The sequence below is a fragment of the Pseudalkalibacillus sp. A8 genome (assembly GCF_045920555.1).
GTDB lineage: Bacteria > Bacillota > Bacilli > Bacillales > Fictibacillaceae > Pseudalkalibacillus.
This window is the reverse complement of the sequence record NZ_CP174509.1, coordinates 174,847-189,547: the sequence shown is the minus strand read 5'-3', so window position 1 is coordinate 189,547 and position 14,701 is coordinate 174,847. Positions and strand designations below refer to the sequence as shown.

Here is a 14,701-nt window from a genome sequence, read left to right as displayed (position 1 = left end):
CAATGTATTGAAAGAGAATGAGCTCTTTCAAAACTAAACAAAAGCCAAAGCGTGTTCCATGTCCATAAAGGACTCCTTAGAAAGGAGGTGATCCAGCCGCACCTTCCGATACGGCTACCTTGTTACGACTTCACCCCAATCATCTGTCCCACCTTCGGCGGCTGGTTCCAAAAGGTTACCTCACCGACTTCGGGTGTTACAAACTCTCGTGGTGTGACGGGCGGTGTGTACAAGGCCCGGGAACGTATTCACCGCGGCATGCTGATCCGCGATTACTAGCAATTCCGGCTTCATGCAGGCGAGTTGCAGCCTGCAATCCGAACTGAGAATGGCTTTATGGGATTCGCTCAACCTCGCGGTTTTGCTGCCCTTTGTACCATCCATTGTAGCACGTGTGTAGCCCAGGTCATAAGGGGCATGATGATTTGACGTCGTCCCCACCTTCCTCCGGTTTGTCACCGGCAGTCACCTTAGAGTGCCCAACTGAATGCTGGCAACTAAGATCAAGGGTTGCGCTCGTTGCGGGACTTAACCCAACATCTCACGACACGAGCTGACGACAACCATGCACCACCTGTCACTTCGTCCCCCGAAGGGGAACCTTCCATCTCTGGAAGTAGCGAAGGATGTCAAGACCTGGTAAGGTTCTTCGCGTTGCTTCGAATTAAACCACATGCTCCACTGCTTGTGCGGGCCCCCGTCAATTCCTTTGAGTTTCAACCTTGCGGTCGTACTCCCCAGGCGGAGTGCTTAATGTGTTAACGTCAGCACTGAGGGTGGAACCCCCCAACACCTAGCACTCATCGTTTACGGCGTGGACTACCAGGGTATCTAATCCTGTTTGCTCCCCACGCTTTCGCGCCTCAGCGTCAGTTACTGGCCAGAGAGCCGCCTTCGCCACTGGTGTTCCTCCATATATCTACGCATTTCACCGCTACACATGGAATTCCACTCTCCTCTCCAGTACTCAAGTCCCCCAGTTTCCAATGACCCTCCACGGTTGAGCCGTGGGCTTTCACATCAGACTTAAGAGACCGCCTGCGCGCGCTTTACGCCCAATAATTCCGGACAACGCTTGCCACCTACGTATTACCGCGGCTGCTGGCACGTAGTTAGCCGTGGCTTTCTGGTTAGGTACCGTCAAGGTACCGCCCTGTTCGAACGGTACTTGTTCTTCCCTAACAACAGAGCTTTACGACCCGAAGGCCTTCCTCACTCACGCGGCGTTGCTCGGTCAGACTTTCGTCCATTGCCGAAGATTCCCTACTGCTGCCTCCCGTAGGAGTCTGGGCCGTGTCTCAGTCCCAGTGTGGCCGATCACCCTCTCAGGTCGGCTACGCATCGTCGCCTTGGTGAGCCCTTACCTCACCAACTAGCTAATGCGCCGCGGGCCCATCTGTAAGTGATAGCCGAAGCCATCTTTTAATCCTCCTCTATGCAGAGGAGAATGTTATCCGGTATTAGCCCCGGTTTCCCGGAGTTATCCCAGTCTTACAGGCAGGTTGCCCACGTGTTACTCACCCGTCCGCCGCTGACCTCTGAGGAGCAAGCTCCTCGTTGGTCCGCTCGACTTGCATGTATTAGGCACGCCGCCAGCGTTCGTCCTGAGCCAGGATCAAACTCTCCAATAAAGTGTTTGATTGCTCATTAAATGTAAATCGAAATTGATTCAGGGTTCTTATAAAAGACCCGTTTCACGCTTGGCTTTTGTTCAGTTTTCAAAGAACTGTTTTTGTCCGCCCCGTTTTGAGGCGACTCAATTAATATAACCTCCACAAAAACTTATGTCAACAACTTTTTTGAAATAATCTTTAATCTGTTTTTGCGGCAACAGAAAATACTTTATCAGAATCGTACATAACTGTCAATAAGAATTTTTCACTTTTGATTTGAGATTTTATGACGCATGTATTTCACACAGTCTGCCGGGTTTGAAAAACGTTGGAAGATCTTGAAGACCAGTTGATACCTTTCTTCCATCGCACGTTTAATGATCCCTTCTACTCGATGATCGTCCATATCATGCAATAGTTCTTCAAGTTCCTTTTTTAGAAGGTATTCCATTTCTTTCACTTCTTTATCATTGAGTACAAATCCGAGCATGGTATCCATCCTTCGTTTTTTCTATCATTATCCCTTGATTTTCCATTTTCTATTCTTGATGTAGAACTGAGCGATCAATAACATAGTTTAACTGCAATTAATTTCATTTACACAGGACTCAATAGACAAGTCAGGTCTATCTTGTCCTTTCACACATATATATGTACTGAGTGTGTAATTGGATGGGAGGTAAACGACGTGAATTTCTTTTGGGTTGTTAACGGTAAAAGGTTCAAGCAATATTTGATCATAATCATCGCTTCTTTTTTTGCAGCATTGATTGCATTTATAGAAGCACAGGATCTGGAAGTTTTCAAAACAAAAGATGGAGATCCACGGGCAATTTATAAAGGAGAGGAAAAGGGAAAAAGAATCGCTCTCACTTTTGACGTCAGCTGGGGTGAGAAACGGATTCATGAAATTCTTAATCTTTTAGAGAGAGAGAAAATTGACGATACGACATTCTTCCTATCGGGCGAATGGGCTGAAAGACATCCTGATATCGTGGAAAAAATTACGAAGAACGGGCATGAAATCGGAAGTCTTGGTTATCGGTATAAAAGCTACACTGACCTTGAGAACGACCAGATCAAACGGGATATGGCGAAAGCCCAGCAAATCATCAATGAAGTTTCAGGACAAAAGCCCGTTTTATTGCGTCCGCCAAATGGGCATTTCAATAAAGAAGTATTAGATATTGCGGAGAGATTGAATCAGACCATCATTCAATGGAGCATCAACACCCATGATTGGAAAAACCCAGGTGCGGAACGAATCGCCGAAACCGTCTTATCCCAGGCGAAGGGCGGCGATATTGTTCTTCTCCATGCATCTGACTCAGTAAAACAAACGAAGGAAGCTCTAGAAAAAATCATTTCTGAATTGAAGAAGGATGGCTACACGTTCGCTTCAGTCGGTGAGTTGATTGCCAATACAGATAGTAAAACGAAGGAAATCAAATAAAGAAGTTGAGCTCTATGCTCAACTTCTTTTTATAAGGCGATGTAAAATTAAAATCTGCCATGTGTTGCATGCTAATAAAGGGATAATGGATAACCATAGCCACAGTATATCCCCCTGCTTCAAAACAGGGATCCACTCAATCGTCGTCACCACAACCATGAAGAAAAGCGCCGGAATGAAAGCACCTCTATTCGTTTCTTTCATTTTGAAATACGCAACGATCAGTCCATAAAGCAATAGAGCGATTGGAAAGATGATGAAATTAAATAAGGACAAACCTGTATCTTTAAAGGCAATATAACGTAAGTAAAATAAATCAAATACAACAAAAGCGAGGATCAATAGTTGTATCCAACTCCATAATTGCACTGATTTGAAAATCCCTAATCCGAATCGATGGATCGTCAAATATGCGAAATAACCCATTTGACTGATGATACTGAAGATGAGGCCAAATCCGAATAACCAGGCGATCATGACAAAAAAGCTTGCCATGCTTTCGATATCCTCCCAGCGAAGCAGCAAACCGACTATAACAGCACTACCTCCACCGATTAAAAGCGTCGTCAAAAATAAATAAACCCATTTTCTGATATTCACGGATAACAATTCCCCTTTAATTTTGCTCGCTTCGATTGTACCAATCCACCTGTAAAAAAGCTAGTTTCCTTTATTTAGTCCGCATATTTGTCACAACTTTCTCGAACGCTAAAGATAAGATTGAATACTGAAAGGGGCATTCTAGGATGAGAAACTGGATGTTCGTCCTTCTCATATCCTTCGGCATATTATACCTGCAAGGGTGTACACCTGCAGCCGCAGAAGAAAAAGGTACTTATGAGGAAACCAAAAAAATGCTCGTAGACCTTTTAAAAACGGACGAAGGAAAAAAAGCGATAGAAGAAGTCTTGACAGATGAAAAGATAAAGTCACAAATTGTCATGGACCAAAAATTCGTTAAAAAGACGATTGAAGATACACTAACATCTAAAAAGGGCCAGGATTTTTGGAAGGAGTTAATGAAAGATCCAAAAACTGCCGAAGCTCTTGCAAAGAGTATGGAAAAACAAAATGAAGAATTACAGAAAAAATTGTTGGATGATCCAGAGTACAGGAAAAAAATCATTGAGCTCATGAAAGATCCGGAATTAGCAAAAGAAGCAATGGACATGATGACATCACAACAATACAGAGAACAACAGAAGAAAGTGATGATGGAGACATTCGAGAGTCCATTGGTTAAAGCGCAGGTTGCGGAAATGGTCAAAAAAGCCGTACAAGAAGAAATCAAAAGTGGAGACGCTTTGAAGAAAGAAGAGAAACCTCAAGGCCAAGACCAAGGCGGTGGCGGCGGTGAAGGCGGTGGCCAAGGAGGTCAATGATAACCATAAAGAAGCCTCCAAAAAGGGACCGGCAAAATTGCCGGCCCTTTTTCTTATTCTTCGACTTTTCGAATGACATTCAATGCAATTTCCTTATATATCTGTCCGATTTTTGAATCTTCAAGGTACACGGATGGTGCGAAATCATCCTCTCGCATCTCCGGTTGGCCCAGCGGTATTCTGCCGAGAACTTCCGTTTTCAATTCTTCAGTCAGCTTATCCGCTCCGCCTTGCCCAAAGACATATTCCTTTTCACCTGTCTTCTTACTTTCAAAATACGCCATATTTTCTACTACACCCAGGATATCATGGTCTGTTTTAAGGGCCATTGCTCCTGCTCGGGCCGCAACAAATGCCGCTGTCGGGTGCGGAGTTGTCACGATGATCTCTTTACATTGTGGAAGCATCTTGTGAACATCTAATGCAACATCTCCGGTTCCTGGCGGAAGGTCTAAGATCAGGTAGTCGAGGTCTCCCCATTCGATATCGTTGAAGAAGTTCGTCAACATTTTACCGAGCATGGGTCCACGCCAAATGACTGGAGCATTATCTTCAACGAAGAATGCCATCGAAATCACCTTGACACCAAAGCGCTCAACCGGGAAAATCTGTTCCCCGATTACTTTTGGCCTTTCAGCAATTCCCATCATGTCTGGGACACTAAAACCATATATATCTGCGTCGATTAGTCCTACCCGTTTTCCTTCACGTGCAAGGCTCGTTGCAAGGTTTACAGAAACGGTGGATTTGCCTACGCCACCTTTACCACTCGCCACTGCGATGAAAGTCGTATCTGTTTTGGCCGCTTCGCTTGGTGCTTCCTGTTGAGGAGCTGCCCCTTCCCGCTGTTCAAAACGCAGACCGACAGATGCAACGCCAGCGCCCTTGAGTGTATTCACAATTTCTTGCTGAAGCTGCATCTGTTCCGGGGAGTTGGCCTGGGTAATTGCTATTTTTAAGCCAACGTAATCTTCTTTGATTTTGATTTCCTTCACACTGTCTGTTTCAACAATGCTTTTATGTAAAAAAGGTTCCTGTATCGGTTTGAGAAGCTCTGAAATTTGTTCTTCTGACATCATATCTCGAACACCATCCTTTTTAATCGCTTTCATCCCTTAGTATAACACAGAAAAATCCTCTTTTATAAACGTAAGGATTGGAGCAACGTGGCTGATTGAGCTTATTGGAAAAGCCCTGCGGGAAAAGCAAACCAGGCGAGATCCCGCAGAAGTGATGTCCAGCTCAGCGACCAGTCACTTGGAGACTTCAAATTTCCTGCGGCGGTCGACACATTTATTTACACCTTATGTGTGAGCCCACGCAGAACCGAACTTTGTTTGGTTCGAGCCTCCTCGTCAGTTTTCCAGTGCCCTACGTGACTAAGCTGGTCGCTTCCGCTTTTCGTTAGCCCGCGGAAAGGGAGTGAATTCGCCGAAATCAACAATTAAGAATAACAGAGCCATTTGAAAGGGAAAAACCCGACCCCATCAATCGCTTGGAGCAGGTTCGTTTGCATAATACCTTAAAATTCCTTGGTATACTGAAGCAGCGAGTTTCGTCTGATAAAGTTTCGATTTAAGTAATTCCCGCTCATTTGGATTGGACAAAAAGCCTACTTCGACCAAAGAACCTGGGATTTGGGCTTTCCGAACCATGTAGATGGTGCTGATCGGTTTTGCTTTACGCGTTGTGTTTTCCAAGTTCGAGCGAATTTGATCCTGAATCAATTTGCCTAACTTTTCATTTTCTTCTATAGCTGGGTTGTAAAATACTTGGGCACCATACCATCTAGACGAAGGAATCGCATTAAGATGGATACTTATGAACATGTCTGCCTCTGATGAGTTGACGATTTCAGTTCTTTTCAGTAAATCTTCCGTTTTACGGTTCCGAATCCTTTTTGTTCCGTCATTAGCCAAATCACGATCCGTTTCCCTCGTCATGATGACAAGTGCCCCCGCTTGTTGGAGGTAATCCCTAAGCTTCAAGGAAATATTCAATGCAATATTCTTTTCCTGTACATTCCCTTCTCCAACCGCGCCGCCGTCTACTCCCCCGTGTCCGGCATCTAGTACGATGATTTTTCCTGTTAACGGAAGACTCCATGTGGACCAGGAATCATTCGAAAGAAGTTGTTGTTGGATTACATATATTAAAAGTGCCGCACAAAACCCAGTTAGACCCCATAAAAGCCATTTTTTCCGCTTCACCATATTCCCTCCCGCTTCCCATTACTTGTATATATGTATGGGACAAGTGGAGGAAATATACCATTGTTGGTTTAGTGAAGCCGCATACGATATCGCCGCTGTCCGTTTTCATATCCCTCTCTCCACCAACGCTGGACAAATGCGTCACAACACATATGGAGTGATTCAAGGACGTGATCAGGGGTGTAGCTCCAAAATTGCCAGTACTCGAATAACGTATCGTATAAGCGCTTTTCAAAAGGTGCACTACGTTCTTTGATGCTGTCGAGTGATTCACCATGATACCCGAATTTACTGTATTCGGCTCCCAATAAATAAGCTTCGATCGCTATATCAATGCATGTATCCTGGATTTCATCCTGGAACAAAAGACTATATTGGAAAAATGGGAAAAACAACCTTTGGAATTCCATTTTGATCCCATTCAGAGAGAGTTCACGCAAAACTTTTCGTTCAAATGTAATTCGTTTTTTGTATTGTCTGTCTCTAAAGGTGGTGATTACATTCATTTGTTTCGCCTCCTTTACCATAGTGTTCGACCCCAAAAACGATTCATACCATGGGAACTTTGGTAAAAGACTGTATGTATACCCCACTCAATAAACGTAAAGCTAAGAATGTACCAGGCACTGAATATTACTGGATAATAGGCATCAAAAAAGCCCTGGCGTAAGGGCCAGAGCTTTTGTATAAGCGGTTGTGTAATTAACGCTTTGAGAATTGTGGTGCACGACGAGCGCCTTTAAGTCCGTACTTCTTACGCTCTTTCATACGTGCGTCACGAGTAAGGAATCCTGCACTCTTCAGAGAAGAACGCAATTCAGGATCTACTTCTAGAAGTGCACGAGCAACACCATGGCGGATTGCACCAGCTTGACCAGTGTATCCTCCACCATCAACGTTTACAAGTACATCGTACTTTCCTTCTGTTTCTGTTAAAACTAATGGTTGTTTAGCGATAACTTTCAATGTTTCAAGTCCGAAAAATTCGTCAAGGTCGCGACCGTTTACGATGAAACGTCCATCACCAGGTACAAGGCGTACACGGGCAACAGAGTGCTTACGACGGCCGGTTCCGTAATATTGTACTTGAGCCAAGTTAAACCCTCCTTATTATTTATCCGCGAAGTTCATAGTTTTCAGGATTTTGTGCTTGATGTGGATGTTCGTTCCCAGCATACACATGAAGCTTTTTACCCATTTTACGACCAAGGCTGTTCTTAGGAAGCATGCCTTTGATTGCAAGTTCAAGCATCTTTTCAGGACGCGTGTCACGCATTTCCTGTGCCGTTCTCGTTCTAAGACCGCCTGGGTGTCCAGTGTGACGGTGGTAAAGCTTGTCAGACATTTTCTTTCCAGTCAATTCGATCTTGCTTGCATTTAAAATAATCACGTGGTCACCAGTATCAACATGTGGTGTGTAAGTCGGCTTGTGCTTACCGCGAAGAACAGATGCAACTTCACTTGAAAGACGTCCAAGAGTTTTACCTGCAGCGTCTACCACATACCATTTACGTTCAACTTCTTTTGGCTTTGCCATATAGGTACGCAATTTATTTCCCTCCTGATTCATTCACTTACAAATCTATTTTCATTACGATTCGTTTTTCAAATTCGACGATTTCCTCATCCGGGGCTAGTGGATTTCAGAAATACCAAAGTATATCTTATAATAACTAGACAACGATGTCAAGTGTATCAGTATGTTTTTTGCCTTATTTATCACGGTTTTTATAGGTTACCTTCCATAAATACAACCCGTGGGCCGGAGCCGTTTTCCCAGCAGCATCCCGATCCTTCATTTCAAGAATCCGAATGATGTCTTCTACTTGTCGCTTGGATGTCCCGACTTCCAACAACGTGCCGACGATGATCCGGACCATATTGTATAAAAATCCGTTCCCTTCAATGCTGATGACCAGCTCATCGCCTGCTTCTTCAATGTCCAGCTTATGAATGGTGCGGATTCGGTCCATCACTTCCGTTTTGGCTGAGGAGAATGAGGTGAAATCATGCTCTCCTACTAATAACTCCGCGGCCGACCTCATTCCAACAAGATCGAGCTCATACGGGAAGTGGTACGTATAGTTCCTTCTGAAAACATCCTCGTCTGGCTTCCTTAGTAAACGATAACGGTATTCTTTTGCTTCCACATCAAAACGAGCATGAAAATCAGGGTCCTCATTGGCTACGGATTGGATTCGAATATCAGCCGGAAGCAGGGTATTGAGTGCACGTTTCCATGCAGCCGATTCGATTGACAGGGTCGAATCAAAATGAAAAACCTGTCCAACTCCATGAACGCCTGAATCCGTGCGGCCTGAAGCTACTGTCCTTATGAATTTTCCTTTATTGATCCGTTGAAGGACTTGCTCGATCGTGCCTTGTACAGTCCTTTGGTCAGGCTGGATCTGATACCCGGAAAAGCCTGTTCCATCATAGCTTACAATTCCGCTCATACGTTTCAATACGGCCACCCTCTATGATCTTAATAAGAATAAAACGATGATCAACACACCAACCATGACAAGTGCAAGCGTATCGATTCCTTGCCATTTCAGTAATCTCAGTTTTGTCCTTCCCTCACCGCCTCGATAACCACGGGCTTCCATTGCAAGGGCGAGGTCTTCTGCTCTTTTGAAAGCACTGATGAAAAGAGGTACAAGCAATGGGACAAACGCTTTGATCCGTTCCTTGATGGGCCCGCTCGAAAATTCTGCGCCTCTTGCAGACTGTGCTTTCATGATTTTCTCTGTCTCTTGTAAAAGTGTCGGGATGAAGCGCAGTGAAATCGACATCATCAGTGCGAACTCATGGACAGGGAACTTCACTCTTTTCAACGGTGCCAATAGACTTTCGATGCCGTCCGTAATATCAATAGGTGTAGTCGTCAAGGTCAATAAAGACGTTAAAAGAATAAGGAATAAGAGCCGTAAAGCAATAAATACCCCTTGGACGACCCCACCTTCGTGGATTGCAGTCCAGCCGAAATCGACTAAAACGGGACCTTCCTTTGTCATGAACAAGTGCAAGACCATCGTAAAAAGAATGATCCAGAGGATCGGTTTCAGTCCTTTCAGGATAAAGGACACAGGCACCCTTGATAAAAGAGCTGTCCCGATTGTAAAGACACCAAGAAAAGCATAACTCAACCAGTTGTTTGCTAGAAAAACGATGATGACATAAATGAATACAGCAATCAATTTTGCCCGTGGATCCATACTATGGATCGGTGAACTGCCGGGGATGTATTGACCGATTATGACATTATCCATCATTGTACATTCCCCGCTTTCATTAGCCGTTCGATGATATCTACGACAGCATCCTCTGTATACCCTGTTTCAACAGAGGTACCGAAACGTTCCTGAAGAGATTTAAGGAAACGTGTAGATTCTGGAATGTCCAATCCAACTGCTTGCAGCTTGTCCTCTTGTCCAAAAATTTCCGTCGGGATCCCTTCCATATAAACGGTCCCGCCAGACATGACGATGATATGGTCCGCGTATCGAGCGGCGTCTTCCATACTATGTGTCACTAATATGATCGTTATGTTCTGTTCCTGTTGCAAAGAGAGAAACAAATCCATCATGTCGTGTCGGCCACTCGGATCCAAACCGGCAGTCGGTTCATCAAGGATCAACACATCAGGCTTCATAGCCAAAACACCCGCTATAGCCACACGGCGCATTTGACCTCCGCTTAATTCGAAAGGCGACCGTTGCAAGTACTCTTCCCCAAGACCAACCTTTTCAAGAGATTCCTTTGCTCTCCGTTTTGCTTCTTTTTCACTGATACCGAAATTCCGTGGACCAAAACAAATATCCTTTTCAATCGTTTCTTCGAACAATTGATGTTCAGGATACTGGAATACCATGCCAACCTGCTTTCGGATTTCCTTGAGACGTTTCCCTTTTTCATCAGGCTGGATGGTTGTCCCTCCGATTTTCACAGAACCGGAAGTCGGTTTCAACAGACCATTCAGATGCTGGATCAAGGTTGATTTTCCTGATCCGGTATGGCCGATGATTGCATAAAAGCTCCCAGGTGGTACATCGATTGAAACATCATACAATGCACGACGTTCCTTTGGTGTTCCCTCGCTATAAATGTGTGCTAAGCGTCTTGTTGATAGTTCCATAATGCTTCCACCAATTCTGATTGTGTTAATGTCGGAGCTGGCAAAAGAATGCCTTTCTCCTTCAATTTCTTTTGGATATTCAATGAAAAAGGCAACTCAAGACCCGTGTCTAACAGAAGCTCTGTATCTTGAAAAACTTCTTTCGGCTCGCCTGATACAACCATTTCCCCTAGTTTCATGACAATCATCCGGTCTGCTTTGATTGCTTCTTCTAAATCGTGTGTGATCGATAGAACGGTGATCCCATCTTTTTCATTCAATTCCCGGATTGTTTGCAGAACTTCTTTTCTTCCTATTGGATCCAGCATACTTGTGGCTTCATCGAGAACAATCACATCCGGTTTTTGCGCCAAAACTCCAGCAATCGCAACCCTTTGCTTCTGACCCCCCGAAAGTTGGTGAGGCTCCTGATTTTCATACTCGGTCATCTGTACCCTTGCTAACGAATCGGAAATCCGTTCAATCATCTCTTCTCTTGGAACACCGTTATTCTCAAGTCCAAAGGCAACATCATCTTTAACAGTCGTCCCGACAAATTGGTTATCTGGATTTTGAAAAACCATTCCTACCTGTTTTCTGATTTCCCAAAGGTGTTCCTCTTGGTCGGTCCTTTTGCTACCGATCGTAACCGTACCTTCATCCGGTAAGAGCAGGCCGTTAAGAAGTTTAGCAAGCGTCGACTTCCCTGAACCATTGTGTCCGACTATGGACAGCCATTCGCCTTTGGGAACCTTTAAATTTACTTTGGACAATCGATATGGACCCTCTTCTTCATAGCGGAAGGACACATCCTCTACGACGATCAGTTCTTTCATTTCCAATCCCTCCTCTACACTACAGGGCTGCCTCATTTTTATGAAAAGCTGTTTTAATTAATAGTGTGATTTCTTAGAAATCACCATCCTGTTTACACCATTTTTTGATTGGAGGTGTCTGACACTATACTTTTTAGGCAGCCCCTTCTCTCTACTCATCTCGATGTATTTTTTATTTAGGCTGTTTTCTAAAAGTTTGTTGCTAATGACATGTTTTAAAGAAAGATGCTGAAACCTTTTGGCAGTGGAAATATGTGAGACTCCAGCGGGAAAAGCAAGCTAAGCGAGACCCCGCAAGCGAGGAACGAGCTTAGGAGGCTTTCAGATTGCCCGCGGAAAGCGAGTATATTTTCCAAAAACAACAATCTATGCGAAAACAGCCTAAGATAAATTCAGCACAGATTCTTAAGTAAGCAGGCATGAATTTTTCAACGTACGAAAAAAAGGGCATAGAATCAGTATCTGTGTAGATTCTGTCCCGCCCTTTTCGTCGATGTTATTGCACATTAATCTATTGTCGATTAAACAAGCTCAATAATAACCATTGGTGCACCATCGCCGCGGCGAGGACCAATCTTCTGAATGCGAGTGTATCCACCCTGGCGATCTTCGTAGCGAGTAGCGATGTCAGAGAATAGCTTCTGTACAGCACCTTCTCCAGACTCTTCGTTCGCGACTTCATTACGTACGAATGAAGCAGCTTGACGACGAGCGTGAAGGTCACCACGTTTGCCGAGTGTAATCATCTTTTCAACGACTGAACGAAGTTCCTTAGCTTTTGCTTCTGTTGTTTCGATACGCTCGTTGATGATTAGATCTGTTGCTAAATCACGGAGTAAAGCTTTTCGTGCAGATGATACACGACCTAACTTTTGATAAGCCATGAGAGGTCCCTCCTTCTTTGTTATTCTTTATCTCTGTTCTATTCTTCGTTACGCAAGCCAAGACCCAGCTCTTCCAGCTTTTCTTGGACTTCTTCTAATGACTTCTTACCGAGGTTCCGAACTTTCATCATGTCTTCTTCAGACTTTTGAGTGAGCTCTTGTACAGTATTGATGCCTGCACGCTTCAGGCAGTTATAAGAACGAACGGAAAGATCAAGTTCTTCAATCGTCATTTCGAGAACTTTTTCCTTCTGATCTTCTTCCTTTTCAACCATGATTTCTGCTTTTTGTGCTTGGTCGGTCAAACCTACGAAGATATTCAAGTGTTCCGTAACGATCTTCGCTCCAAGTGAAACAGCTTCTTCAGGCCGGATACTACCATCTGTCCAGACATCGAGGGTTAGTTTGTCATAGTTTGTAACTTGGCCGATACGAGTATTTTCAACCTGATAATTTACGCGGGTAACAGGCGTAAAGATCGAGTCAATCGGAATGACCCCGATTGCTTGTTCTTCCGTCTTATTTCCTTCCGCTGGTACATAACCTCTTCCGCGGACCGCAGTAATTTTCATTTGAAGATGCGCATCCTTAGATAATGTAGCGATATGAAGATCCGGATTAAGGACTTCAACATCACTGTCATGTGTAATATCTGCAGCAGTTACGACACCTTCACCTTGAACATCAATCTCAAGGGTCTTTTCTTCCTCAGAATAAATTTTCAACGCAAGCTTTTTTAGGCTCAAGATGATTGTTGTCACATCCTCCACAACACCATCAATCGTTGAAAACTCATGCAATACTCCGTTGATTTGTACAGAAGTTGCAGCTGCTCCTGGAAGTGAAGACAATAAAATACGACGTAAGGAGTTGCCCAACGTGATCCCGTATCCACGCTCTAGAGGTTCAACAACAAATTTCCCGTAAGTTGCATCGTCGCTGAGCTCTACCGTTTCAATTCTTGGCTTTTCGATTTCAATCATTCAACAAACCCTCCTTCAAAACGTCGAACCTCGGTTAGACCCCGTCGACCTAACCGAAATTCCTTTATAATGCGTCCTTAACGGGCCATTCCATATGATAACCCATTAGTATGCATTGCTCATTCATAGTTCATATATAACCATTATAGACAGGTTTCCAAATTGTAATACTTCAGGTTCAAAACCTCAAGCATTAAACACGACGACGTTTTGGTGGACGGCATCCATTATGAGGAACTGGTGTTACATCACGGATTGCTGTCACCTCAAGACCTACAGCTTGAAGTGCACGGATAGCCGCTTCACGACCAGCACCAGGACCCTTAACAGTAACTTCAAGAGTCTTCATTCCGTGCTCCATAGCAGTTTTCCCAGCTGTTTCGGCTGCCATTTGCGCTGCAAACGGAGTGGATTTACGAGAACCTTTGAATCCAAGGTTGCCTGATGAAGCCCAAGAAACTGCATTACCGTGAGTATCAGTAATTGTAACAATCGTATTGTTGAATGTAGAGCGGATATGTGCGATCCCACTCTCAATATTCTTTTTGACTTTACGTTTACGAGTGTTTGTTTTACGTTGTTTAGCCATGTGAGTTTACCTCCCTTACTATTTCTTCTTATTCGCAACTGTACGACGTGGGCCTTTACGTGTACGTGAGTTGTTTTTCGTCTTCTGTCCGCGAACTGGAAGACCACGACGGTGACGGATACCTCTGTAGCTTCCGATCTCGATCAGACGTTTGATGTTAAGGGAAACTTCACGACGAAGGTCACCTTCAACTTTGTGTCGGTCGAGGATATCACGGATTTTGTTCAATTCTTCTTCTGTCAGGTCTCTTACACGAGTATCTTCAGAAACACCAGCTTCTGCAAGAATTTCTTGAGCCTTAGACTTTCCGATACCGAAAATATACGTTAATGAAATGACAACTCGTTTGTCACGAGGGATATCAATTCCAGCAATACGTGCCATGTATGTGCACCTCCTGTTCTTAACCTTGTTTTTGTTTATGCTTAGGGTTTTCGCAAATTACCATGACGGTTCCTTTACGACGAATAACTTTACATTTTTCGCAGATTGGTTTGACTGATGGTCTTACTTTCATTCCTAAATACCTCCTTATGCCACGGACTTGCACAAAATTGTGCTGACTTCGACGACAAAATCGAAAATCCTATTGAGCGAGGCACTTCAATTAGCTTAACCGTTTCACTCACTA

Annotated in this window: 18 protein-coding genes and 1 rRNA gene; 2 read left to right on the top strand and 17 right to left on the bottom strand. The window is 44.1% G+C overall.

Annotation, left to right across the window (positions count from 1 at the left end):
* Window positions 1–80: 80 nt before the first annotated feature.
* Together ACJROX_RS01035 and ACJROX_RS01030 are read right to left on the bottom strand one after the other, a co-directional pair.
* Window positions 81–1,631, bottom strand: a 16S ribosomal RNA gene (locus ACJROX_RS01035).
* A gap of 247 nt (window positions 1,632–1,878) precedes the next feature.
* Window positions 1,879–2,103 carry a hypothetical protein gene (locus ACJROX_RS01030; RefSeq protein ID WP_408008968.1) on the bottom strand — a complete coding sequence of 75 codons (225 nt, stop codon included), beginning with the start codon at window positions 2,101–2,103 and terminating at the stop codon, window positions 1,879–1,881.
* A 198-nt stretch (window positions 2,104–2,301) separates the two neighbouring features.
* On the opposite strand from ACJROX_RS01030, the gene pdaB reads away from it, so the two are divergent.
* Window positions 2,302–3,066, top strand: a complete 765-nt coding sequence (gene pdaB, locus ACJROX_RS01025) for a polysaccharide deacetylase family sporulation protein PdaB (protein WP_408008967.1) — start codon at window positions 2,302–2,304, stop codon at window positions 3,064–3,066.
* Between the two features lie 18 nt (window positions 3,067–3,084).
* On the opposite strand, the gene ACJROX_RS01020 is transcribed toward pdaB, so the two are convergent.
* Entirely contained in the window at window positions 3,085–3,666 is a 582-nt protein-coding gene (locus ACJROX_RS01020; protein WP_408008966.1) for a KinB-signaling pathway activation protein, read from the bottom strand.
* A gap of 146 nt (window positions 3,667–3,812) precedes the next feature.
* Between ACJROX_RS01020 and gerD the strand changes: the two genes are divergently transcribed.
* Window positions 3,813–4,448: a spore germination lipoprotein GerD gene (gerD, locus tag ACJROX_RS01015; RefSeq protein ID WP_408008965.1), complete on the top strand. Its 636-nt coding sequence runs from the start codon at window positions 3,813–3,815 to the stop codon at window positions 4,446–4,448.
* A 53-nt stretch (window positions 4,449–4,501) separates the two neighbouring features.
* On the opposite strand, the gene ACJROX_RS01010 is transcribed toward gerD, so the two are convergent.
* The 14 genes from ACJROX_RS01010 to rpmJ form a co-directional block, all read right to left on the bottom strand.
* Complete coding sequence (locus tag ACJROX_RS01010; RefSeq protein ID WP_408011549.1) at window positions 4,502–5,527, bottom strand: P-loop NTPase; 1,026 nt, start codon at window positions 5,525–5,527, stop codon at window positions 4,502–4,504.
* Between the two features lie 408 nt (window positions 5,528–5,935).
* The gene (cwlD, locus tag ACJROX_RS01005) at window positions 5,936–6,661 is read right to left on the bottom strand and encodes an N-acetylmuramoyl-L-alanine amidase CwlD (protein ID WP_408008964.1); all 726 of its coding nucleotides are present in this window, start codon (window positions 6,659–6,661) and stop codon (window positions 5,936–5,938) included.
* Window positions 6,662–6,729: 68 nt separating this feature from the next.
* Window positions 6,730–7,167 (bottom strand): DUF2521 family protein, encoded by a 438-nt coding sequence (locus ACJROX_RS01000; protein ID WP_408008963.1) that lies wholly within the window; start codon window positions 7,165–7,167, stop codon window positions 6,730–6,732.
* Between the two features lie 196 nt (window positions 7,168–7,363).
* Window positions 7,364–7,756: a 30S ribosomal protein S9 gene (gene rpsI, locus ACJROX_RS00995; protein ID WP_408008962.1), complete on the bottom strand. Its 393-nt coding sequence runs from the start codon at window positions 7,754–7,756 to the stop codon at window positions 7,364–7,366.
* Between the two features lie 19 nt (window positions 7,757–7,775).
* Window positions 7,776–8,231 carry a 50S ribosomal protein L13 gene (gene rplM / locus ACJROX_RS00990; protein WP_407681755.1) on the bottom strand — a complete coding sequence of 152 codons (456 nt, stop codon included), beginning with the start codon at window positions 8,229–8,231 and terminating at the stop codon, window positions 7,776–7,778.
* A gap of 142 nt (window positions 8,232–8,373) precedes the next feature.
* Window positions 8,374–9,126, bottom strand: coding sequence for a tRNA pseudouridine(38-40) synthase TruA (truA, locus tag ACJROX_RS00985; RefSeq protein ID WP_408008961.1), 753 nt, complete (start codon window positions 9,124–9,126; stop codon window positions 8,374–8,376).
* A 12-nt stretch (window positions 9,127–9,138) separates the two neighbouring features.
* Window positions 9,139–9,936 (bottom strand): energy-coupling factor transporter transmembrane component T family protein, encoded by a 798-nt coding sequence (locus ACJROX_RS00980; RefSeq protein WP_408008960.1) that lies wholly within the window; start codon window positions 9,934–9,936, stop codon window positions 9,139–9,141.
* Window positions 9,933–10,799 (bottom strand): energy-coupling factor ABC transporter ATP-binding protein, encoded by an 867-nt coding sequence (locus ACJROX_RS00975; protein ID WP_408008959.1) that lies wholly within the window; start codon window positions 10,797–10,799, stop codon window positions 9,933–9,935. Before ACJROX_RS00975 ends, ACJROX_RS00980 begins: the two co-directional genes overlap by 4 nt.
* Entirely contained in the window at window positions 10,775–11,614 is an 840-nt protein-coding gene (locus ACJROX_RS00970; RefSeq protein ID WP_408008958.1) for an energy-coupling factor ABC transporter ATP-binding protein, read from the bottom strand. Before ACJROX_RS00970 ends, ACJROX_RS00975 begins: the two co-directional genes overlap by 25 nt.
* A 521-nt stretch (window positions 11,615–12,135) precedes the next feature.
* Window positions 12,136–12,498: a 50S ribosomal protein L17 gene (gene rplQ, locus ACJROX_RS00965; protein ID WP_408008957.1), complete on the bottom strand. Its 363-nt coding sequence runs from the start codon at window positions 12,496–12,498 to the stop codon at window positions 12,136–12,138.
* Window positions 12,499–12,536: 38 nt separating this feature from the next.
* Complete coding sequence (locus ACJROX_RS00960; RefSeq protein WP_408008956.1) at window positions 12,537–13,481, bottom strand: DNA-directed RNA polymerase subunit alpha; 945 nt, start codon at window positions 13,479–13,481, stop codon at window positions 12,537–12,539.
* Window positions 13,482–13,674: 193 nt separating this feature from the next.
* On the bottom strand, window positions 13,675–14,070 hold the full coding sequence (rpsK, locus tag ACJROX_RS00955) for a 30S ribosomal protein S11 (protein ID WP_221569166.1): 396 nt from the start codon (window positions 14,068–14,070) through the stop codon (window positions 13,675–13,677).
* A gap of 18 nt (window positions 14,071–14,088) precedes the next feature.
* The gene (rpsM, locus tag ACJROX_RS00950) at window positions 14,089–14,454 is read right to left on the bottom strand and encodes a 30S ribosomal protein S13 (RefSeq protein WP_408008955.1); all 366 of its coding nucleotides are present in this window, start codon (window positions 14,452–14,454) and stop codon (window positions 14,089–14,091) included.
* A gap of 19 nt (window positions 14,455–14,473) precedes the next feature.
* Window positions 14,474–14,587, bottom strand: coding sequence for a 50S ribosomal protein L36 (gene rpmJ / locus ACJROX_RS00945; RefSeq protein WP_003322638.1), 114 nt, complete (start codon window positions 14,585–14,587; stop codon window positions 14,474–14,476).
* Window positions 14,588–14,701: the final 114 nt, after the last annotated feature.

What these genes read in the sequence shown, in the direction of transcription:
- ACJROX_RS01000 (WP_408008963.1), bottom strand. Translation starts at nt 7,167, where the DNA reads ATGAATGTAATCACCACCTTTAGAGACAGACAATACAAAAAACGAATT.
- ACJROX_RS00960 (WP_408008956.1), bottom strand. Translation starts at nt 13,481, where the DNA reads ATGATTGAAATCGAAAAGCCAAGAATTGAAACGGTAGAGCTCAGCGAC.
- rpsM (WP_408008955.1), bottom strand. Translation starts at nt 14,454, where the DNA reads ATGGCACGTATTGCTGGAATTGATATCCCTCGTGACAAACGAGTTGTC.
- ACJROX_RS00980 (WP_408008960.1), bottom strand. Translation starts at nt 9,936, where the DNA reads ATGATGGATAATGTCATAATCGGTCAATACATCCCCGGCAGTTCACCG.
- ACJROX_RS01030 (WP_408008968.1), bottom strand. Translation starts at nt 2,103, where the DNA reads ATGCTCGGATTTGTACTCAATGATAAAGAAGTGAAAGAAATGGAATAC.
- gerD (WP_408008965.1), top strand. Translation starts at nt 3,813, where the DNA reads ATGAGAAACTGGATGTTCGTCCTTCTCATATCCTTCGGCATATTATAC.
- rpmJ (WP_003322638.1), bottom strand. Translation starts at nt 14,587, where the DNA reads ATGAAAGTAAGACCATCAGTCAAACCAATCTGCGAAAAATGTAAAGTT.
- ACJROX_RS00975 (WP_408008959.1), bottom strand. Translation starts at nt 10,799, where the DNA reads ATGGAACTATCAACAAGACGCTTAGCACACATTTATAGCGAGGGAACA.
- rplM (WP_407681755.1), bottom strand. Translation starts at nt 8,231, where the DNA reads ATGAATCAGGAGGGAAATAAATTGCGTACCTATATGGCAAAGCCAAAA.
- cwlD (WP_408008964.1), bottom strand. Translation starts at nt 6,661, where the DNA reads ATGGTGAAGCGGAAAAAATGGCTTTTATGGGGTCTAACTGGGTTTTGT.
- ACJROX_RS00970 (WP_408008958.1), bottom strand. Translation starts at nt 11,614, where the DNA reads ATGAAAGAACTGATCGTCGTAGAGGATGTGTCCTTCCGCTATGAAGAA.
- ACJROX_RS01010 (WP_408011549.1), bottom strand. Translation starts at nt 5,527, where the DNA reads ATGATGTCAGAAGAACAAATTTCAGAGCTTCTCAAACCGATACAGGAA.
- rplQ (WP_408008957.1), bottom strand. Translation starts at nt 12,498, where the DNA reads ATGGCTTATCAAAAGTTAGGTCGTGTATCATCTGCACGAAAAGCTTTA.
- rpsK (WP_221569166.1), bottom strand. Translation starts at nt 14,070, where the DNA reads ATGGCTAAACAACGTAAAACAAACACTCGTAAACGTAAAGTCAAAAAG.